Raw genomic sequence first — 20,852 nt, forward strand, 5'->3', positions numbered from 1 at the left:
TGTGCTAGACCTTCCGCAGAAGCATCCGCCGGATGGAGTGGTCCGCTTCCTTCGTCAGCACCAGCTGCGCCCGGCCCCGGGTGGGCAGCACGTTCTCCTCCAGGTTCGGCTCGTTGATCCGCTTCCAGATGCCGCGGGCAGTCTCCTCGGCCTCGGCGTCCGAAAGCGTGGCGTAGCGGTGGAAATAGGATTCGGGCTGGGCGAAGGCGGTGGTCCGCAACTTGCGGAAACGGTCCACGTACCACTCCTCGATGTAGCTCGTTTTCGCATCAACATAAATGGAAAAGTCGAAGAAGTCACTCAGTGCCAGGCCCTGCCGGCCGTCGTGCCGGGGACGCGCCGGAGCCAGGACGTTGAGTCCCTCCACAATGAGCACATCAGGACGGCGCACCACGACTTCCTTGCCGGGCACGATGTCGTAGGTCACGTGTGAATACCAAGGGGCCCGGACTTCCTCCGCACCGCTTTTGATTTCGCTCACAAAGCGGAGCAGGGCCCGGCGGTCGTACGACTCCGGAAAGCCCTTGCGCTCCAGCAGCTGGCGCCGTTTGAGTTCGGCCAGCGGGTAGAGGAAGCCGTCCGTCGTGATGAGTTCAACGTTCGGGGTTCCGGGCCAGCGGCGGAGCATCTCGCGCAGCACGCGGGCGATGGTGGACTTGCCTACCGCAACAGAGCCGGCAACCGCCGATCACGAAGGGCGTGCGTTGGGTCTTCTCGCCGAGGAAGGTGGTGGTTGCCGAGTGCAGCTGCCCGGCGGCCTCCACATACAGATGCAGGAGCCGGGACAGAGGAAGATAGACCTCGCGGACTTCCCTCATGTCGAGCGGATCTCCGAGGCCGCGCAGCCGGAGCACGTCCTCTTCGTTGAGGGGCTGCTCCATCTGGGCAGCGAGCCGGGACCAGGTCTGCCGGTCCAGCTCCACGAACGGGGAGACGCCGTCGCCGTTCGCTTCATTGCGTTGCAAAGTCACCCTAGAGATTCTGCCCTCCGCTGGGCTGAGAGCGAAATGGGAGACCCCGCAGTTCCGGGCCGGAAGGACGCTGGAGCCTCGTCACAGGAGCGCACCCTTCAGCTCTTCTTCGGGAAACCGGTTAGGCTTGTGCGCATGTGTGGAATCGTTGGATATGTGGGCCACTCCGCTGGCCGGACAAATACTGGACACAATGCCCTGGACGTTGTTCTCGAAGGTCTGCGCCGCCTGGAGTACCGGGGCTATGACTCGGCCGGCATCGCCGTGGTCGCGGACGGAACCATCTCCTCGCGCAAGAAGTCGGGGAAACTGAGCAACCTGATCACGGAGCTGGAGACCGCGCCGCTCCCGGAGTCCCTGACCGGCATCGGCCACACCCGCTGGGCAACCCACGGCGGCCCCACCGACCAGAACGCGCACCCGCATCTGGCCGATGGCGGGAAGCTGGCCGTGATCCACAACGGCATCATCGAAAACTTCGCCGAGCTCAAGCTGGAGCTCCTGAACAAGGGCGTGGAGTTCCGCTCCGAGACGGACACCGAGGTGGCTGCCGCGCTGCTGGGCGACATCTACCGCAACCAGCTGGACGGCAGCGCCGCCAACGGCGGCCTTACCAAGGCCATGCAGCTGGCATGCCAGCGCCTTGAAGGCGCATTCACCCTGCTCGCCGTGCACGCCGACCAGCCCGACGTCGTCGTGGCTGCCCGCAGGAACTCACCGCTCGTGGTGGGCCTTGGCGATGGGGAGAACTTCCTCGGCTCCGACGTTTCCGGCTTCATTGATTACACCCGGCGCGCCGTCGAGCTGGGCCAGGACCAGATCGTCAGCATCACCTCCGACTCCGTGGAAATTACCGACTTCTACGGTGCTCCCGCGGAAGGCAAAGAGTACAAGGTCGACTGGGATCCGGCTTCCGCGGAGAAGGGCGGTTTCCCGTCCTTCATGGAAAAGGAAATCCACGACCAGCCTGACGCTGTCCTGCAGACCCTGCTGGGCCGCTCCGACATCGACGGCAAGCTGACGCTGGACGAGCTCCGGATCGATCCGGAGCTGCTCAAGAGCGTCGACAAGATCATCGTCCTGGCCTGCGGCACCTCCGCCTACGCCGGCCAGGTCGCAAAGTATGCGATCGAGCGCTGGTGCCGGATCCCCACAGAGGTGGAACTCTCCCACGAATTCCGCTACCGGGATCCGATCGTCGACGCGAACACGTTGATCGTCTCGATCTCCCAGTCCGGCGAGACCATGGACACCCTGATGGCCGTCCGCTACGCCAAGGAACAGGGCGCCAAGACCGTCTCCATCTGCAACACCAACGGGTCCACCATTCCCCGCGAGTCCGACGCGGTGCTGTACACGCACGCCGGCCCGGAGATTGCGGTGGCCTCCACCAAGGCGTTCCTGGCGCAGATCACCGCCGCCTACCTGCTGGGCCTTTATTTGGCACAGCTGCGCGGCAACAAGTTCCAGGGCGAGATCAAGGACATCCTGTCGGACCTGGGCAAGATTCCGGCCAAGATCCAGGAAATCCTGGACAACGCAGACCAGATCAAGGAGCTCGGCGTAGCCATGGCAGACGCCAAGTCCGTGCTGTTCCTAGGCCGCCACGTTGGGTTCCCGGTGGCCATGGAGGGTGCGCTCAAGCTCAAAGAACTCGCCTACATCCACGCTGAAGGCTTCGCCGCGGGGGAATTGAAGCACGGGCCGATCGCGCTCATCGAGGAAGGGCAGCCCGTCTTCGTGGTGGTCCCCTCGCCCCGCGGCAGGGACTCCTTGCATGCCAAGGTGGTCTCCAACATCCAGGAGGTCCGGGCGCGCGGCGCCAAGACCATCGTGATCGCGGAAGAGGGCGACGAAGCGGTCCAGGCCTACGCCGAGCACGTCTTCTACATCCCGGAGACGCCTCCGCTGCTGGCGCCGCTGCTCAGCACCGTCCCGCTGCAGATCTTCGCCCTCGCCCTCGCCTCCGCGAAGGGTTACGACGTGGACCAGCCGCGCAACCTGGCCAAGAGCGTGACCGTAGAATAGCGCCATGATTGTTGGGATCGGCGTAGACGTCGTAGACATTGAACGGTTCGGCCGGCAGCTGGAGCGCACCCCCGGGCTGCGCGACAGGCTGTTCGTCCCCGCGGAGCGCGAACTGAACACGCGGTCCCTGGCCGCACGGTTCGCGGCGAAGGAGGCCGTGGCCAAGGTCCTTGGGGCGCCGGCCGGGATGAACTGGCAGGACTGCTGGATCGGGCTGGACCAGAACGGCCCGACGATTCAGGTCAAAGGCACTGTGCTGGCCGTCGCGGACTCGAAAGGCGTCAAACGCTGGCACCTCTCGATGAGTCACGACGGCGGAATCGCCACCGCCACGGTTCTCGCCGAGGGCTGAGCAGGACGGGCATGTCCCGAGTGATTTCCAGAGCGCCAATACCGCGAACGGACTGAAGCCATGATCAGCGCCTATACCGGAACCCAGGTACGCGAGGCTGAAAAGCCGCTTCTGGGTGCCGGCGGGGGCGCTGCCCTCATGCAGCGCGCCGCCTACGGGCTGGCCAACGCCGTCGTCCGGGAGCTGCTGAGCCGGGGACGGCGGCGCTACGGCGCCAGCGTGACAGTGCTGGCCGGCAAGGGTAACAACGGCGGCGATGGACTGTTCGCTGCAGCCCTGCTGGCCGGCCGCGGAATGCGCACGACGGCGGTGCTCACTTCGGAGGAGGCCCACGCCGAAGGCCTCGCTGCCCTTGAGAAGGTCGGCGGACGGGCGGTCCGCCTCACCCCCGGGAACTTCGCCGACCTGGCCGCGGCCGCCGCTCGTGCCGACGTCGTTCTCGATGCCATCCTGGGCACGGGCGCTCGGGGCGGGCTCAGGGGACCGGCAGCTGCGCTGGTGGGGGAGCTGGAGCGGCTCCGCCCGCGGCTGGTCATAGCCTGCGACGTTCCCAGCGGCGTCGAGGCGGACACCGGGGAAGTGCATCCGCCGGTGCTCACGGCCGACCTGACGGTGACCTTCGGAGCCGTCAAAACCGGCCTGCTCACGGACCCCGGAGCCGACCACGCCGGAACGGTGCGGCTGATCCCGATCGGAATCGAACCGCACCTGCCGGAACCCGACCTGCGCAGGCTGGAGGCCGACGACCTGGCCCGGCTGCTGCCGCACCCCCGGCGACGGTCCCACAAGTATTCCCGCGGCGTCCTCGGCGTGGTCGCCGGATCGGACCAGTACCCGGGAGCCGCGGTGCTGGCCTGCCGGGGTGCGCTGGCCTCCGGCGTCGGCATGGTGCGGTACCTCGGCCCGCCCGGCGTCGCCGACCTGGTCCGGCAGGCCTGCCCGGAGGTGGTCTGCGCCACCGGGCGCCCCGCCGACACCCATGTCCAGGCCTGGCTGCTGGGGTCGGGCCTCGACGATGGCGCCTCCGAGCAACTGGAGCGAGTCCGCGAAGCCGCCGCCACCGGTCTGCCGCTCGTGGCCGACGCCGGCGCACTGCCTGTCCTGCCGCGGAACCTCGCGGAAAACACCATCCTCACGCCCCACGCCGGTGAACTGGCCTCCCTTCTCGCCCGGTATGGCGCCGACGCCGGCCGGGACGGCGTGGAGGACGCGCCCCTCGCCGCCGCGCGCCGGGCCGCCCGGCTGACGGGCGCCACAGTGCTGCTGAAGGGCGCGACCACCCTCGTCGTGGCGCCGGGGGGAGCGGTCTTCAGCCAGGCGGAGGCAACGCCGTGGATGGCGACGGCCGGCAGCGGGGACGTCCTCGCCGGGGTGCTCGGGTCATTGCTTGCCCAGCTGGGCACCGAGGAAGAGTCGTTCGCCGCCCGGGGCATCCCCCGAGGAGACCGCTGGGCCGGGATCGCCGCGGTCGCGGCAAGCCTTCATGGCCGTGCGGGGCAACGCGCGTCGGGCGGGGGACCGGTCACCGCGGGGGCCATCGCGCAGGCCCTCCCTGAGGCGATGCGGGAAATGTAACGAAGAGCACATAGAGTGTTCCGAGAGTGATAGTAATCCTGCTTACTAGTAGTCTGTCTAGAGATTGCCCGCATTGCCCGCACCGCACGAGGAGAACACATGGAAGTCTGGCCCGGATCGGCTTATCCCCTGGGAGCCACGTTTGACGGCACCGGTACCAACTTTGCCCTGTTCAGCGAACGGGCTGAACGGGTGGAGCTTTGCCTCCTGGCCGATGACCTGACCGAGACCCGGATTGAGTTGACCGAGGTAGACGGCTACGTCTGGCACTGCTACCTGCCGCTGGTCCAGCCCGGGCAGAAGTACGGCTACCGCATCCACGGCCCGTACGAACCGGAGCACGGCAACCGCTTCAACCCCAACAAGCTGCTGATGGATCCCTACGCGAAGGCCGTCCAGGGCCAGATCGACTGGGACCCGGCGCTCTTCTCCTACGAGTTCGGCGACCCCGACTCCCGCAATGACAGCGACTCCGCGCCGCACACCATGCACGGCGTGGTCATCAACCCGTTCTTTGAATGGGACGGTGACCGCCAGCTGCGCATTCCCTACCACGAGTCGGTAATCTACGAAGCGCACGTCAAGGGCCTGACGAAGCTGCACCCGGAGATCCCCGAGGAGCAGCGCGGCACCTACGCCGGCGTGGCACACCCGGCCACGATCGAACACCTCCAGAAGCTCGGCGTCACCGCGATCGAGCTCATGCCGGTCCACCAGTTCGTCAACGACGGCACGCTCGTGGAGAAGGGCCTCAGCAACTACTGGGGCTACAACACCATCGGCTTCTTCGCCCCGCAGAACACCTACAGCTCCTCGGGCGACGTCGGGCACCAGGTGCAGGAATTCAAGGCCATGGTCCGCGACCTGCACAAGGCCGGCATCGAAGTGATCCTGGACGTGGTGTACAACCACACCGCGGAAGGCAACCACCTCGGCCCCACCCTCTCCTTCAAGGGCATCGACAACGCCGCCTACTACCGCCTGGTCGACGACGACCAGAAGCACTACATGGACTACACCGGCACCGGCAACTCGCTGAACGTCCGGCACCCGCACTCCCTGCAGCTGCTCATGGACTCCCTGCGCTACTGGGTGACCGAGATGCACGTGGACGGCTTCCGGTTCGACCTCGCCTCCACCCTGGCCCGCGAGTTCTACGACGTGGACCGGCTCTCCACCTTCTTCGAACTGGTCCAGCAGGACCCGATCGTGTCCCAGGTCAAGCTGATCGCCGAGCCGTGGGACGTCGGCCCCGGCGGCTACCAGGTGGGCAACTTCCCGCCGCAATGGACCGAATGGAACGGCAAGTACCGCGACACGGTCCGCGACTTCTGGCGCGGCGAGCCCTCCACGCTGGGCGAGTTCGCCTCCCGCCTGACCGGCTCGGCAGACCTCTACGAGAGCTCGGCCCGCCGTCCGGTCGCATCGATCAACTTCGTCACGGCGCACGACGGCTTCACCATGCGCGACCTCGTGTCCTACAACGAGAAGCACAATGACGCCAACGGCGAAGGCAACAACGACGGCGAATCGCACAACCGGTCCTGGAACTGCGGCGCCGAGGGGGACACCGACGACGAGAAGGTGCTGACCCTTCGGGCCCGCCAGCAGCGCAACTTCATCGCCACGCTGCTGCTCTCGCAGGGTGTTCCGATGCTCCTGCACGGTGACGAGCTGGGCCGCACCCAGCAGGGCAACAACAACACCTACGCGCAGGACTCCGAACTGAGCTGGATCCACTGGGATGCGCTGGACCAGCCGCTGATGGAATTCACCGCGGTGGTCAACAAGATCCGCCGGGACCACCCCATCTTCCGCCGCAGCCGCTTCTTTGACGGCCGCCCCGTGCGACGCGGCGAGGGAGAGAAGCTCCCGGACATCGTCTGGCTGAACACCGACGGCAGGGAAATGCTCCCCGAGGACTGGGGCAGCGGTTTCGGCCGGACCATCGGCGTCTTCTACAACGGCCACGGCATCCAGGAACAGGACGCCCGCGGACGCCGGATCACCGACGACAGCTTCCTGCTCGCCTTCAACGCCCATGACGGCAACGTGGACTTCCAGCTGCCGGCCGAGGAGTATTCGCCGTTCTGGGACGTGCTGGTGGACACCTCCGACGAGGCCGACACCGAACAGCCCCTCAAGGCCGGATCCGTGCTGAAACTGGCGGCTAAGTCCCTGGTGGTGCTCCGCGCCTACTCCGGCCCCGAGGTGGAGGTGGACTACTCCGCAGCCGCTTCCCTGGCCGCGATGGCCGAGCATGAGGACGAGGACGAGACGGGTACCGACGCCTCGGCAGCAGCAGCTGCGCCGGAAGCCCCGGAAGCCCCGGCTCCGGAGGCAGGCGAGGCGCCCGCAGCGCCCGCAGAAGAACCGGCCAGCGCATCGGGTGAGGGTTCCGCCAAGGAATCGGCGAAGGGTCCCGCGAAAAAGGCGGACGCCAAGAAGCCCGAAACCGGGAAGGGACCGGCTAAATGAGAACGCCCGCGTCCACCTACCGGCTGCAGATCCGGTCCGGCTTCACGCTCCAGGACGCCGCGGAAGTGGTGCCCTACCTGAAGTCGCTGGGCGTGGACTGGATCTACCTTTCGCCCATCCTGACCGCCGAAAAAGGCTCGGACCACGGATATGACGTCACCGATCCGGCCGTCGTCGATCCTGACCGCGGCGGGCCGGAGGGGCTCATCGCAGCGTCCCGGGCCGCACGGGAGGCAGGCATGGGTGTGCTCGTCGACATCGTGCCCAACCACGTCGGCGTGGCAACCCCGGCGCAGAACCCCTGGTGGTGGTCGCTCCTCAAGGAGGGACAGGCTTCCCCGTACGCCCCCGCGTTCGACGTCGACTGGGACTTCGGGGGCGGCCGCATCCGGATTCCCGTGCTTGGACAGGACTCAGACCTCGACGCGCTGGAGATCCGCGACGGGGAGCTGCGGTACTACGACCACCGTTTCCCGCTCGCGGAAGGCACCTATACCGCAGGGGATGACCCCCGTGAGGTCCACGCCCGCCAGCACTACGAGCTGATCGGCTGGCGCCGCGCGGACAATGAACTCAACTACCGCCGGTTCTTCGCGGTCAATACACTTGCCGGCATCCGGGTGGAAGTCCCGGAGGTCTTCGACGAGGCCCACGAGGAGATCGTGCGCTGGTTCCGCGAAGGTCTCGTCGACGGACTGCGCATCGACCACCCGGACGGACTCGCCGATCCGGAGGGCTACCTGCGCCGCCTGCGTGAGGTCACCGGCGGCAGCTACCTGCTGATCGAGAAGATCCTCGAGCCCGGGGAAGTACTCCCGGCCAGTTTCGAATGCGAGGGCACCACAGGTTACGACGCCCTCGCGGACGTGGACAGGGTCTTCGTCGACGCCGCGGGCGAGGGCACGCTGGATGCCCTGGACACCGAGCTCCGTGGCGGCCAGGCCGCAGATTACGAGGACATGATCCGCGGCACCAAGCGCCGGATCACGGACGGCATCCTCCACTCCGAGATGCTCCGGCTGGCCCGGCTGGTGCCGGCAGAAGCCGGGCTTGAGCCCGAAGCCTCCGCCGACGCGCTGTCCGAAATCATCGCGGCTTTCCCGATCTACCGCAGCTATCTGCCGACGGGTGCGGATGTCCTGAAGGAAGCCTGCGAGCTTGCCGTCAGGCGGCGTCCGGAACTGGACGGCGCCGTGGGCGTGCTCCTGCCGCTGCTGCTCGACGCCGAGGAGGAACTGGGACGCCGTTTCCAGCAGACCTCCGGCATGGTCATGGCCAAGGGTGTGGAGGACACCGCGTTCTTCCGCTACACCAGGCTGGGTACACTCACCGAGGTCGGAGCGGATCCCACGGAGTTCGCCGTCGCGCCGGAGGAGTTCCACGTCCGGATGGCCCGCCGGCAGGCAGAGCTTCCGCTGTCCATGACCACGCTCAGCACCCACGACACGAAGCGCAGCGAGGACACCCGTGCGCGGATTTCGGTGCTCGCGGAGCTGGCCGGCGAATGGACGGCCGCCCTGACCCGGCTGCAGCAACTCGCGCCGCTGCCGGACGGGCCGCTTGCCAACCTGCTGTGGCAGGCCATCGCCGGAGCGTGGCCCGCTGACCGGGAACGGCTGCAGTCCTACGCGCAGAAGGCGGCCCGCGAGGCCGGCAACTCGACCAACTGGACGGACCCGGACGCGGACTTCGAGGAACACCTCACGGCCGCCGTCGACGCCGCCTTTGATAACGAAGAGGTGCGCGCTGAACTGGAGAAGCTGGTGGCGCTGCTGGACCCGTACGGAGCCGTAAACGCTCTGGGCGCGAAGCTGGTCCAGCTGACCATGCCGGGCGTTCCGGATGTCTACCAGGGCACGGAATTCTGGGACCGTTCGCTGACCGATCCGGACAACCGCAGGCCCTTCAGCTTCGATGCCCGCAAGCGCGCCCTTGCGGCGCTCGACGCCGGCGAGCGGCCGGCGTCGTTCCTGGACGAAGCGGCGAAGCTGTTGGTGACCTCCCGGGCCCTTCGGCTGCGCCGCGACCGGCCGGAGCTTTTCACCGGCTACACGCCGGTGGTGGCAGCCGGTCCTGCGGCAGCTCACCTGCTGGCCTTCAACCGGGGCAGCGGCTCCGCCGGGGCGCTCACCCTCGCGACCCGGCTGCCCCGCGGACTGGAGCAGGAGGGCGGCTGGCGCGACACCTCCATCAGCCTGGACGTGTCCATGACCGACGAACTGACGGGCCGGTCCTTTGGCCCCGGCACGGTGGAGGTGGGGGCGGTCCTGGATACCTACCCCGTCGCCTTGCTGGTGCCCACCGCCTAAGCACACCGAAAAAACCGACATGGGGAACGGAAGAATGTCATGACCTTGCCTGCACACGGAAGCGAACGCTTCGATCTCTGGGCTCCGGAAGCGCAGGCGGTCACACTGCTTGCTGACGGACAGCAGTACCCGATGGACCGCGCCGGTGCGGAGCGGAACGGCTGGTGGACGGCTGCCGGCGCTCCCGCCGACGGCGAGGTGGACTACGGCTACCTCGTGGACGGCGAGAGCACGCCGCTGCCGGACCCGCGGTCCCGGCGGCAGCCGGAGGGTGTCCACTCGCTTTCCCGGACCTTCGACCCCGCCGGCCACACCTGGGCCGACGGGCAGTGGGAGGGACGCGCGCTGCAGGGTGCCGTTATCTACGAGCTGCACCTGGGCACGTTCACCCCCGAGGGAACGCTGGACGCCGCCGCCGGGAAGCTGGAGTACCTGGCGGAGCTTGGCGTTGACTTCGTCGAACTGCTGCCGGTCAACGGCTTCAACGGCACCCACAACTGGGGCTACGACGGCGTGCTCTGGTACACCGTGCACGAAGGGTACGGCGGCCCCGCAGCGTACCAGCGCTTCGTCGACGCGGCCCACGCCGCCGGCATCGGCGTCATCCAGGATGTGGTGTACAACCACCTCGGTCCCAGCGGGAACTACCTGCCCAAGTTCGGGCCGTACCTCAAGTCGGGGGAGGGCAACACCTGGGGTGACTCCGTGAACCTGGACGGCCCCGGCTCCGACGAGGTGCGCCGCTACATCCTGGACAACGCCGCCATGTGGCTGCGGGACTACCACGTGGACGGGCTGCGCCTCGATGCCGTGCACGCCTTCAAGGACGAGCGGGCGGTCCACCTGCTCGAGGACTTCGGCGCACTCGCCGACGAGGTGTCCGCCGAGACCGGACGCCCGGCCACCCTGATCGCGGAATCCGACCTAAACAATCCGCGCCTGCTCTACCCGCGCGATGCCAACGGGTACGGGCTCGCCGGGCAGTGGAGCGACGACTTCCACCACGCAGTCCACGTCAACGTCAGCGGCGAGGCCACAGGGTACTACGAGGACTTCGAGTCGCTGGAAGCCCTGGCCAAGGTCCTGCGCTCCGGGTTCTTCCACGACGGCAGCTACTCGTCGTTCCGCGAACGCCACCATGGCCGGCCGATCAACCCGGCGCTGGCCCACCCGGCCGCGCTCGTGGTCTGCAGCCAGAACCATGACCAGATCGGCAACCGGGCCACCGGTGACCGGCTGTCCCAGTCACTGCCATACGGGAAGCTGGCGCTTGCCGCCGTCGCCACCCTGACCTCACCCTTCACTCCCATGCTGTTCATGGGTGAGGAATATGGGGCCACCACGCCGTGGCAGTTCTTCACCTCCCACCCGGAACCCGAGCTCGGCAAGGCCACGGCGGAGGGCCGGATCAAGGAGTTCGAGCGGATGGGCTGGGACCCCGCCGTCGTGCCTGATCCCCAGGATCCGGAGACGTTCAGCCGCTCCAAGCTGAACTGGTCCGAAGCCGCCGAAGGGGACCACGCCCGGCTGCTGGAGCTCTACCGCTCCCTGATCGCGCTCCGCCGCACGACCCCGGAGCTCACCGACCCGGGCTTCGAAGCCACCGAAGTGGACTTCAGTGAGGCGGAAGGCTGGCTTGTGCTGCAGCGCGGCAGCGTCCGGGTGGCGATGAACTTCTCGGCCGAACCCCGGCGCATTGCCGTCCCCGCCGCGGCCCTGCTGCTCGCGACGGACGACGCCGCTGAGCTTGACGGCGGCTACCTCGAGCTTCCCGGCCACAGCGCCGTTGTTGCGACCGAATGAGCGTTTCCAAAAGGACGGGACTGTAGACCCATGACTTACGTTGCTGCCGACAACCGGTACGACTCCATGCCCTACCGCCGCGTGGGACGCAGCGGCCTGCACCTGCCGGCCATCTCGCTGGGGCTGTGGCACAACTTCGGGGATGACCTGCCCTTCGCGAACCAGCGTGCGATCCTGCGCCGGGCGTTCGACCTGGGCGTCAACCACTTTGACCTGGCGAACAACTACGGACCGGAGGCGGGCTCCGCCGAAACCAATTTCGGCCGCCACCTGCGCGACGACTTTGCCCCGTACCGGGACGAACTCATCATCTCCACCAAGGCCGGTTACAGGATGTGGCCCGGGCCCTTTGGGGAGTGGGGGTCGCGGAAGTACCTGCTCGCCAGCCTGGACCAGTCACTGAAGCGGATGGGCCTCGACTACGTGGACATCTTCTACAGCCACCGTCCAGACCCGCAGACGCCGCTGGAAGAGACCATGGGCGCACTGGACCATGCCGTCCGTTCCGGCAAGGCCCTCTACGCCGGCATCTCCTCCTACACACCGGAGCAGACCCTGGAGGCGGCCCGGATCCTGAAGGAGCTCGGTACCCCGCTGTTGATCCACCAGCCCAGCTACTCCATGCTGAACCGGTGGACCGAAAACGGAAGCCCTAACCTGTACGAGGCACTGGACCAGGTGGGTGCCGGGTCCATCGCGTTCTCCCCGCTGGCGCAGGGCATGCTCACCGATCGCTACCTCAACGGGGTGCCGGCCGGTTCCCGCGCAGCGCAGGATAAGTCCCTGGACGAATCCAGCATCACCGAGGACAAGCTGGACCGCATACGCGGGCTTCGGGAGATCGCCCAAAGCCGCGGCCAGACGCTCGCGCAGATGGCCATTGCCTGGATCCTCCGGGACCAGAGCAAAGGCTCGCCGGTCACCTCAGCCCTCGTCGGGGCGTCCAGCGTGGAGCAGCTCGAGGACACGCTCTCGGCCATCCACAGGCTGGATTTCTCGGCCGACGAGCTCACGGCGATCGACGAGTTTGCGGTCGAATCCGACATCAATCTTTGGGCGCAGAAGTAGGGGATTGACCCCGTAAGAGAAATAACCGGCGCCGGGAACAATCCCGGCGCCGGTTGCGTTGGGTAGAATGCTAAGTGGCGCCGTATGGCGCCGTGCCCGCCAGAGCCGCCGTCGTGCAACAGAGCACCGCCGTGCTGGGCACAATTGAAGTTTGTACTCAAAGGAGTTCCGTGTCTTCAAATCCGATTCGTGTTGCAATCGTCGGTGTGGGTAACTGTGCCGCATCGCTGGTGCAGGGCGTGCAGTACTACAAGGACGCTGATCCGCAGGCCACGATTCCGGGTCTGATGCACGTGGAGTTCGGCAAGTACCACGTCAACGATGTGCAGTTTGTGGCCGCCTTCGACGTCGACGGCAAGAAGGTCGGCACCGATCTCGCCGACGCTATCGGCGCCAGCGAAAACAACACCATCAAGATCGCCGACGTCCCGCCGACCGGCGTCACCGTCCAGCGCGGCCCGACCCTCGACGGGCTGGGCAAGTACTACCTCGAGACCATCGAGCAGTCCACTGATGAGCCGGTCGACGTCGTCCAGGCCCTGAAGGATGCCAAGGTCGACGTGATGGTCTGCTACCTGCCGGTCGGATCCCAGGAAGCCGCCGAGTACTACGCGCAGGCCGCTATCGACGCCGGCGTGGCGTTCGTCAACGCCCTGCCGGTCTTCATCGCCGGCACCAAGGCGTGGGCCGACAAGTTCACCGCCGCCGGCGTGCCGATCGTCGGCGACGACATCAAGAGCCAGATCGGTGCCACCATCACCCACCGCGTCATGGCCAAGCTCTTCGAAGACCGGGGCGTCACGCTGGACCGCACCTACCAGCTGAACGTCGGCGGCAACATGGACTTCAAGAACATGCTGGAACGCGACCGCCTCGAGTCCAAGAAGATCTCCAAGACCCAGGCCGTCACCTCGAACGTCGAGGCCGACCTTGCGGCCAAGGACGTCCACATCGGCCCGTCGGACTACGTGCAGTGGCTCGATGACCGCAAGTGGGCCTTCGTGCGCCTCGAAGGCCGCAACTTCGGCGACGCCCCGGTGTCACTGGAGTACAAGCTGGAGGTCTGGGACTCGCCCAACTCTGCCGGCGTGATCATCGATGCCATCCGCGCCGCCAAGATCGGCCTGGACCGCGGCATCGGCGGCCCGCTGCTCTCCGCGTCGAGCTACTTCATGAAGTCCCCGCCGGAGCAGTTCAACGACGACCTCGCCCGCGAAAAGGTCGAGGCCTTCATCCGCGGAGACGTGGAGCGCTAAACCGCATTCCCCCCCGGTTGCCCTATCACTTAAGGTCCCTAAAGCCCCGGCTTGGCCGCTCCAAGTGATAGGGCAACCGGCGTTTAACCGGCCCGGAGGGCGGCCCGGATCCGGCTCACCGCGCCGCGGAAATCCTCGGCCAGATCGTCCGCGTTGAACTTGAAATAGCGCCATCCCGCAGCGTTGAAAATCTCGTCGCGGCGGTTGTCCCGGGACTGCTGTTCGCGCGTCAGGTGGTGGCCGCCGTCGTACTGGATGGCAACGCGCCGCACACGGTAACCGAGGTCCGCAGCGGGGGAGCGGGGATCCCCCGGCACTATCTGGAGCTGCAACTCCGGCTCCGGCATCCCGGCTGCAGTCAGCGCCAGGCGGAGAAAAGTCTCCGGAGCCGAGTCGGCACCGGAGCGGATCATCCCCGCCGCCTCGCGCGCTTTGACGATTCCTTTGAGCTTAGGGTGCCGCCGCAGCATCACCTGCAACTGTGGAAGCGTTGCCCACGGCTCGCCGCGGCCCTCCAGCTCGGGATGGGGATGCCGCACCAGCTGGTCGCCCACCGCCACCAGGTCATTCAGCGGCAGGATGCGCGCCAGGTCCAGCCAGGTCCGCGCCGGCGTCGAGATCCGGATCCCGTCGCAGACCATGATTTCGTCGTCGAACGCCAGGACGGTATGCCCGACGACGCCCTGCCGCCGGACCGGTGGCAGGGCCCTGGGCTTGCTGAGGTGGAGTTCGGTGCTGCCGCGGTGCCAGGGCGGGAGCCACAGGCCAAGGACCACGGCCGCCGTAACGTGGGAGATCCACGCGCCGGGGGTCGCGGCCGACAAGGCACGCGCCAGGCCTCGGAGCTCAAACTCCCAGCCTGCGGGCAGGTAGAGCAGCCTGCCCGCAGAGGCCAGGTCGGATGATCGGAGCCGGCTGCTGCTCAGCCTCGCGGCCCGGGCCTCATAGGTGGTGAACGGAGCCATGGACAGGTGGGCCGGCAGAGCCGCTGGGGGACGCATGCGGACCATTCTGGTCCCCGGGCCCGGTCCCCGCTTTCGCTATCCACAGCCCCGCGTTGCGCTGTCACTTCGAGCGGCTAAACGGCCGGAATGGCGACCCAAAGTGATAGCGCAACGGGAGGGTTAGAAGAGGCCTACCGGGTTCCCGGCCGCGTCGACGTCCATCCGCATCGCGGCCGGGACCTTGGGCAGGCCCGGCATGGTCATGACCGCGCCGGTGAGCGCCACGATGAACCCGGCCCCGGTCTTGGGGATGAGGTCGCGCACATGCACGGTGAAGCCCTTCGGGGCGCCCAGCCGGTTGGGGTCGTCGCTGAAGGAGTACTGGGTTTTCGCCATGCAGACCGGGAAACCCGACCAGCCGTTCTTTTCGATTTCCGCGAGCCGTTTCAGCGCCGGCACCGAGAAGTCGACGCCGTCCGCCCCGTACACCTCCTGCACGATGGTGCGGATCTTGTCCTCCACCGACATCTCCAGCGGATACAGGTGCCGGAAGGCGTGCGGCCCGTCGATGGCCGCGGCAACCTTGGCTGCGAGCTCGTCCCCGCCGTCACCGCCGCCGCCACGGCCCCAGACATCGGCGACGGCGGCCTGAATACCCTCCGCGGCGCACCATTCCAGCAACCAGTCCAGCTCTTCGGGCGTATCGGTGGCGAACTGGTTGATCGCCACCACCGGGGGGACGCCGAACTTCTCCACGTTCCGCACGTGCCGCTGGAGGTTCGCGACGCCGGCCGCCAGCGCCGCGACATTCGGCTCCTTGAGCTGGTCCTTGGCGATGCCCCCGTGCATCTTGAGCGCCCGGATGGTTGCCACGACGACGACGGCGGACGGCGCGACGTCGGCCATCCTTGCCTTGATGTCCATGAACTTTTCCGCGCCCAGGTCTGCGCCGAACCCCGCCTCGGTGACCACGATGTCCGCGAGCCGGCGCGCCGTCTGCGTGGCGATCACGGAGTTGCAGCCATGGGCGATGTTGGCAAACGGGCCGCCGTGCACCAGGGCCGGTGTTCCGGCGATGGTCTGGACGAGGTTGGGCTTGATCGCGTCCTTGAGGAGCATGGTCAGCGCGCCCTGGACACCGAGGTCGGCGACTGTGACGGGCTGGCGGTCGTATGTGTAGCCGAAGGTGATCCGGCCGAGCCGTTCCCGCAGGTCGGCCAGGTCCGTGGCGAGGCAGAACACCGCCATGATCTCGGAAGCCACGGTGATGTCAAAGCCGTCCTGCCGCGGAACGCCCTGCGCCGGGCCGCCGAGGCCGATCACAACCTCCCGGAGCGAGCGGTCGTTCATGTCCAGCACCCGCTTGAACGTCATCCGGCGCGGATCGATGTTCAGCTCGTTGCCCTGGAAGATGTGGTTGTCCACGAGGGCCATCAGGGCGTTGTTCGCCGAGGTGATGGCGTGGAAGTCACCCGTGAAATGCAGGTTGATCTCATCCATGGGCAGCACCTGGGAGTAGCCTCCGCCGGTGGCTCCGCCCTTCATCCCCAGGATGGGCCCCAGCGAGGGCTCACGCAGCGCGATCATCACCTTGTGCCCAGCCCGGGCCAGCGAGTCCGCCAGCCCCACGGTGGTGGTGGACTTGCCCTCACCAGCGGGAGTGGGGGACATGGCCGAGACGAGCACCACCTTGCCGGCCGGGACTGCCGCGCCGCCGCCCAGTTTCGCCGGATCGATCTTGGCCTTGTACCGGCCGTAGAACTCCAGGGCGTCGGCGCTGATGCCGGCCTCGGCGGCCACCTCCTCGATCGGCCGCATCACGGACTGCTGGGCAATTTCCAGATCACTCGTCCCTGCAGGAGGAGCAGCGGCGGCAGGGTCCCCGGCGAGGGCGTCTTCTGGCATTGTTGTCCTTTGGCTCGTGGCGTCGGCGGATTTTCCGGCCATTGGCGGCGGCAGGCCGGCGTTACCGGCTGGCCGCCCCGGCGGCGGGCGCGTGGCCCATCGGGATGGTCAGGTTTCCAAAGTACTGGCTCAGCGCAGTGTGATAGCTCTCCTGGGTGATAGCCGCGGTGCGCTGCCACCCGAAGCCCTGGGCGTGGAGGGCCGCGGCGCGGCCCATGTCCTCCCGGGTGGCGGGGTCGTCGTACAGCGCCTCGAGGACGTCGGCCCAGTCGCCGGGCTTGTGGCCCTCCACGAGCAGTCCGGTGCGTCCGTCGAAGACCGCGCGGGAGAGCCCGCCGACCTTGGTCGCGACCACCGGCGTCCCGCACGCCTGGGCCTCGAGCGCCACGAGCCCGAAGGATTCGCTGTAGGAGGGCATCACCACGACGTCGGCCGAACGGTACCAGGCGGCAAGCTTCGGCGCGCTGACCGGTGGATGGTGGGTGACGACGTCGTCCATTCCTGCGGAGCTGATCAGGGCCTTCAGGTTGAAGTCCTTCGCCCCGCTGACTGCGCCGACAATGCTGAGGTGCAGGTCGATGTCCGGGCGCCGGGCTCGCAACAGGGCCGCAGCCTTGATCAGGATCTGGGGTCCCTTCAGGCGCTGGATCCGGCCGGCAAACAGCAGGTGGAAGCGGCCCGGGGGCACTCCGTGATCGGCCCGGGCCCGGCTGCGGAAGGCGGGCGTGAACACCGTCAGGTCCACTCCGGGCGGTGCGATGTCGATGTGGTCCATGTCCGCGTTGTAGTGGGAGACGAGTTCCGCGGCCTCCGTGCTGGTGTTGGCGATCAGCCGGGTGGCGCCGTCCACGATCCGGTGCTCGCCGTCCTCGCGGCGACGTGGTTCGGGCTGCTCGCCGGACTCCAGCAGCAGGTTCTTGACCTTGGCCATGGTGTGCATGGTGTGGACCAGGGGGACGCCCCACAACTGGGCGAGCTCCAGGCCGGCCACCCCGGAGACCCAGTAGTGCGAGTGGATCACGTCGTAACGGCCGTGCGGCTGCAGCCGGCGGATCCGGTCGATCTCAGCCACCATGCTGTGCAGCAGTTCAGGGAGCTCTTCCTTAGGCAGCTTCCGCGGCGGCCCGGCCATGACGTTGTGGACGCACACGCCAGGAGAAGGATGTTCGACGGCGGACTGGCCGGGGGAGGTTGACCTCGTGAAGATTTCCACCTCGACGCCGCTCTCGGCGAGAGCCGCGGCCAGCGCCCGGACGTACACGTTCATGCCGCCGGCGTCACCGGAACCGGGCTGCTCCATCGGCGAGGTGTGCAGGGACAGCAAGGCAACACGGCGGACCAGCGACACCCTTCGCCTCCCTTTGTTCCCGAACTGTATGTCGATAAAACACTACTCCTGAAGTCCCGGGAGGTTCACAGGCCGCTGCGGGCCACCGTCACCTGTGGCGCAGCGCTCTCCAACGAACATCAGTGCCGGTTGCCGGCGACGGCTGTCCAAAGCTGCTGCAGCTCAGGGAAAGCCGCCTCATAGCCGGCGAGGAGCTTGGCCGCGAGTGCGGTCGAATCAACGAGGGGGTGGCGTGCGAAGGCCCCCAGCGCCGCCTCGCGCCGGGTCCCGGATGCGGTACCCGCCTCCGCCCCCGCCGCAGCTTCCAGGCCCGCGGCCTGGACAACCAGCCGTTCAACCTCCTTCACGCGCTGCATCAGGGCGAGTTGTGCGGGCGCGGGGCGCTCCTGCCGAAGCGGCACCACGCCGTCGGGCGACACCCGGCACGGAACCTCGACGACGGCGTCCGCCGGCAGCCCCGGAATGGCGGGCTCGGGAACGGCCGGGTCCGCTCCCGGGACGGTGTTGGGCGTGTTCAGGACCAGCTCCGCCGGGCCGCCGCCGGAGAGTGCGCGCATGACCGACAGCGCCACGCGTTCGTAACCCCCGCCGTCGAGGTCCGCCTCGTTCCGGCGCTCGCTGGCCGGGCGGGCTTCGGCCAGGTACCCCTCCTCGCGCGAGCGGCGCGCTTCCTCCCAGAGCCGATACGCCCCCGCCCCGGCAGCCGCGAGCCGCGGGTAGAGCTCGGACTGCTGCCGGTCGATGGATTCACCACGGGTCTGGACGGCGGAGCGGATGCCGGACAGGGCGCGTTCCGTCTCGTAGTAGTAAAAGAGGTACTCGTTGGGCAGGCACCCCAGGTCCGCGAGGAAGGGCTGCGGGAACAGTTTCCCTTCCTCGAAACCGGCGAGGGCACCGGCATCCGCCAAGAGCCCGGGCAGCGCGTCCCGGCCGCCGGACTCCAGCCGGTACAGCCAGCCGAGGTGGTTGAGGCCGTAGTAACCGGCGCCGTCGAGCCTGCCCTCGGGCAGCGCGACGCCGGCCGCCCGGGCTGCACGGTGCACGAGTCCGCCGGCGGAATCGCAGATGCCAACCACCCTCCGCCCGAGCACCGGAACCAGGGCCTCGGTGACCATCCCGGCTGGATTCGTGAAGTTCAGCAGCCACGCCTCCGGGCAGCGGTCGCGCATCTCTTCGGCGAGCTCCAGCATCCGCGGTATCGACCGCAGCGCATAGGATATGCCACCGGCACCTGTGGTCTCCTGGCCAAGCAGCCCCAGCTCCAGGGCGATCCGCTCGTCGGCTATCCGGCCTGCGGTGCCGCCCGGCCGGATGGCGGCAAAGACCATATCGGTGCCGTCGAGGGCCTGCGGCAGCGAAGTCGTGGTGCGGACCGCGGGCAGGTTCCCCGGGGACGGACGGCCGGACGACTCCTGGATCCATAGCGCTGCCAGGACCGCTTCGACGGCGGCCAGGCGGCCGGCGTCGACGTCGTACAGCACCAGCTCCCGGACCAGCCCCGCGAAGGGGCCGGTGGAGAGAGCCCGGTAGACCAGCGGCACCCGGAATCCGCCGCCGCCGGCAATCATGAGCCGCATGCGGACAGTCTATGCACACCTGCTGCGGCTGGTAGCCCGGCGGGGGCGCATGGAACGCCTTTCCTGCCACCCCGGGACGGCGTAGTCTGCCGTACATGGACGCGAACCCACCGCGGCGCTTCGACCCGCTTTCTTCCGTCCGTTCCCCGGCCTCCGAGGGGTTCGATCTGCTTCTCACCGGCACAGTGTTCCAGGACATCATTTTCACGGGGTTGCCACACGCGCCCGTCGCCGGGACGGAAATCTGGAGCGACGGGATGGGAAGCTGCCCGGGCGGGGTCGCCAATCAGGCGATAGCCGCGGCCAGGCTGGGCCTCCGGACGGGCCTGGCGGCTGCCTTCGGCGACGACGGCTACGGCGACTACAACTGGAAGATCCTCGCGGCCCAGGAACACGTGGACCTTTCACTCTCCCAGCGGGTACCGGGCTGGCATTCCCCTGTGACGGTCTCGCTCAGCGTCGAGCAGGACCGCTCCATGGTCACCCACGGCCATCCGGCCCCGGTGACCTCATCGCAGCTGATCGGCACACCTCCGGCAGCGCTCGCGGCGGTTGCGGAACTCAATGAGGAACTGGAGCCCTGGGCCCTTGGTGCGCACAAGGCGGGAGTCCGCTTGTTCGGCGACGTCGGCTGGGACCCCACCGGGGCGTGGTCACCGGCGCGGCTGGAGAGCCTGAAGTACTTCCACGCCTTCATGCCGAACCAGCACGAGGCCATGGCGTTCACCGGCCGGGACAACCCGTGGTCGGCGCTGTACTCGCTGGCAGACCAGGTCCCGGTGGCCGTTGTGACGCTGGGTCCGCAGGGCGCCATGGCGGTCGACTCGGAGACAGGCGAAGAGGAGTGGGTGCCGTCCCTGCCGGTCGCGGCATACGATCCGACCGGCGCCGGGGACTGCTTCGGCGCAGCTTTCATCGTGGGCTGCCTGGCAGGCTGGCCGCTCGGGGACCGGCTGCGCTTCGCCAACCTGTGTGCCGCCCTGGCCGTGCAGGAAGTCGGCGGTTCGCTGGCCGCGCCCGGGTGGGGCGACATTGCCGACTGGTGGCAGCGCGCCAACGCCCGGAAGGAACGGCAGAGCAGCCAGTGGTTGCGCCGCTACTGCTTCCTGGACGACATCGTCCGCGACGTCCCGCCCGAGGCCCAGCGGCGGGCGACGGCAACCATCGCGCACCTCTCCGACGCCTAGAAGGACTCCGGCGGGGCTGGGGATTGGACATGCTCTCCGGCCCGGGCCTGG

13 protein-coding genes and 1 pseudogene are annotated in these 20,852 nt (G+C 67.9%); 9 read left to right on the forward strand and 5 right to left on the reverse strand.

Translation table 11 applies throughout. The annotated features are described in order from the left end of the window. Nucleotides 1-4 precede the first annotated feature (4 nt). Nucleotides 5-971: pseudogene (coaA, locus tag QFZ65_RS06270) on the reverse strand (type I pantothenate kinase). 135 nt (nucleotides 972-1,106) lie between these two features. Here coaA and glmS point away from each other — a divergent pair. From glmS to QFZ65_RS06310, 8 genes are all read left to right on the forward strand, one after another. Further along, a complete protein-coding gene (glmS, locus tag QFZ65_RS06275) occupies nucleotides 1,107-2,999 on the forward strand; it encodes a glutamine--fructose-6-phosphate transaminase (isomerizing) (protein ID WP_306909048.1) in 1,893 nt (630 codons plus the stop codon). A 4-nt stretch (nucleotides 3,000-3,003) separates the two neighbouring features. Continuing rightward, a complete protein-coding gene (locus QFZ65_RS06280) occupies nucleotides 3,004-3,351 on the forward strand; it encodes a holo-ACP synthase (protein WP_306909050.1) in 348 nt (115 codons plus the stop codon). Between the two features lie 60 nt (nucleotides 3,352-3,411). Then, the gene (locus QFZ65_RS06285; protein WP_306909053.1) at nucleotides 3,412-4,926 is read left to right on the forward strand and encodes an NAD(P)H-hydrate dehydratase; all 1,515 of its coding nucleotides are present in this window, start codon (nucleotides 3,412-3,414) and stop codon (nucleotides 4,924-4,926) included. Nucleotides 4,927-5,025: 99 nt separating this feature from the next. Then, a complete protein-coding gene (gene glgX, locus QFZ65_RS06290; protein WP_306909056.1) occupies nucleotides 5,026-7,404 on the forward strand; it encodes a glycogen debranching protein GlgX in 2,379 nt (792 codons plus the stop codon). Next, entirely contained in the window at nucleotides 7,401-9,713 is a 2,313-nt protein-coding gene (gene treY / locus QFZ65_RS06295; protein ID WP_306909058.1) for a malto-oligosyltrehalose synthase, read from the forward strand. The genes glgX and treY overlap by 4 nt, the downstream gene beginning before the upstream one ends. Nucleotides 9,714-9,752: 39 nt before the next feature. Further along, the gene (treZ, locus tag QFZ65_RS06300) at nucleotides 9,753-11,516 is read left to right on the forward strand and encodes a malto-oligosyltrehalose trehalohydrolase (protein WP_306909059.1); all 1,764 of its coding nucleotides are present in this window, start codon (nucleotides 9,753-9,755) and stop codon (nucleotides 11,514-11,516) included. Nucleotides 11,517-11,546: 30 nt separating this feature from the next. After that, nucleotides 11,547-12,584, forward strand: coding sequence for an L-glyceraldehyde 3-phosphate reductase (mgrA, locus tag QFZ65_RS06305; protein WP_306909061.1), 1,038 nt, complete (start codon nucleotides 11,547-11,549; stop codon nucleotides 12,582-12,584). A gap of 170 nt (nucleotides 12,585-12,754) precedes the next feature. Further along, nucleotides 12,755-13,840, forward strand: coding sequence for an inositol-3-phosphate synthase (locus QFZ65_RS06310; RefSeq protein ID WP_306909063.1), 1,086 nt, complete (start codon nucleotides 12,755-12,757; stop codon nucleotides 13,838-13,840). A gap of 83 nt (nucleotides 13,841-13,923) precedes the next feature. On the opposite strand, the gene QFZ65_RS06315 is transcribed toward QFZ65_RS06310, so the two are convergent. The 4 genes from QFZ65_RS06315 to QFZ65_RS06330 all read right to left on the reverse strand — a co-directional run bounded on the left by QFZ65_RS06315 (nucleotide 13,924) and on the right by QFZ65_RS06330 (nucleotide 19,614). Then, on the reverse strand, nucleotides 13,924-14,841 hold the full coding sequence (locus QFZ65_RS06315) for a DUF559 domain-containing protein (RefSeq protein ID WP_306909065.1): 918 nt from the start codon (nucleotides 14,839-14,841) through the stop codon (nucleotides 13,924-13,926). Between the two features lie 123 nt (nucleotides 14,842-14,964). Next, nucleotides 14,965-16,689 carry a formate--tetrahydrofolate ligase gene (locus QFZ65_RS06320; protein WP_306909067.1) on the reverse strand — a complete coding sequence of 575 codons (1,725 nt, stop codon included), beginning with the start codon at nucleotides 16,687-16,689 and terminating at the stop codon, nucleotides 14,965-14,967. Nucleotides 16,690-16,750: 61 nt separating this feature from the next. Beyond that, nucleotides 16,751-18,037 carry a D-inositol-3-phosphate glycosyltransferase gene (gene mshA / locus QFZ65_RS06325; RefSeq protein ID WP_306909069.1) on the reverse strand — a complete coding sequence of 429 codons (1,287 nt, stop codon included), beginning with the start codon at nucleotides 18,035-18,037 and terminating at the stop codon, nucleotides 16,751-16,753. 119 nt (nucleotides 18,038-18,156) lie between these two features. After that, nucleotides 18,157-19,614: a 6-phospho-beta-glucosidase gene (locus tag QFZ65_RS06330; RefSeq protein ID WP_306909071.1), complete on the reverse strand. Its 1,458-nt coding sequence runs from the start codon at nucleotides 19,612-19,614 to the stop codon at nucleotides 18,157-18,159. 95 nt (nucleotides 19,615-19,709) lie between these two features. Here QFZ65_RS06330 and QFZ65_RS06335 point away from each other — a divergent pair, with 95 nt between their 5' ends. After that, the gene (locus QFZ65_RS06335; protein WP_306909073.1) at nucleotides 19,710-20,801 is read left to right on the forward strand and encodes a carbohydrate kinase family protein; all 1,092 of its coding nucleotides are present in this window, start codon (nucleotides 19,710-19,712) and stop codon (nucleotides 20,799-20,801) included. The last annotated feature ends 51 nt before the right edge of the window (nucleotides 20,802-20,852 follow it).

Origin of the sequence: Arthrobacter sp. B3I9 (genome assembly GCF_030816935.1) — a bacterium.
Classification (GTDB): Bacteria; Actinomycetota; Actinomycetes; order Actinomycetales; family Micrococcaceae; genus Arthrobacter.

Excerpts from the sequence above, each read along its gene's own strand:
- glmS (WP_306909048.1), top strand. The coding sequence starts at position 1,107 with ATGTGTGGAATCGTTGGATATGTGGGCCACTCCGCTGGCCGGACAAAT.
- QFZ65_RS06315 (WP_306909065.1), bottom strand. The coding sequence starts at position 14,841 with ATGCGTCCCCCAGCGGCTCTGCCGGCCCACCTGTCCATGGCTCCGTTC.
- QFZ65_RS06335 (WP_306909073.1), top strand. The coding sequence starts at position 19,710 with ATGGACGCGAACCCACCGCGGCGCTTCGACCCGCTTTCTTCCGTCCGT.
- treZ (WP_306909059.1), top strand. The coding sequence starts at position 9,753 with ATGACCTTGCCTGCACACGGAAGCGAACGCTTCGATCTCTGGGCTCCG.
- glgX (WP_306909056.1), top strand. The coding sequence starts at position 5,026 with ATGGAAGTCTGGCCCGGATCGGCTTATCCCCTGGGAGCCACGTTTGAC.
- treY (WP_306909058.1), top strand. The coding sequence starts at position 7,401 with ATGAGAACGCCCGCGTCCACCTACCGGCTGCAGATCCGGTCCGGCTTC.
- QFZ65_RS06280 (WP_306909050.1), top strand. The coding sequence starts at position 3,004 with ATGATTGTTGGGATCGGCGTAGACGTCGTAGACATTGAACGGTTCGGC.
- mgrA (WP_306909061.1), top strand. The coding sequence starts at position 11,547 with ATGACTTACGTTGCTGCCGACAACCGGTACGACTCCATGCCCTACCGC.
- QFZ65_RS06285 (WP_306909053.1), top strand. The coding sequence starts at position 3,412 with ATGATCAGCGCCTATACCGGAACCCAGGTACGCGAGGCTGAAAAGCCG.
- QFZ65_RS06320 (WP_306909067.1), bottom strand. The coding sequence starts at position 16,689 with ATGCCAGAAGACGCCCTCGCCGGGGACCCTGCCGCCGCTGCTCCTCCT.
- QFZ65_RS06330 (WP_306909071.1), bottom strand. The coding sequence starts at position 19,614 with ATGCGGCTCATGATTGCCGGCGGCGGCGGATTCCGGGTGCCGCTGGTC.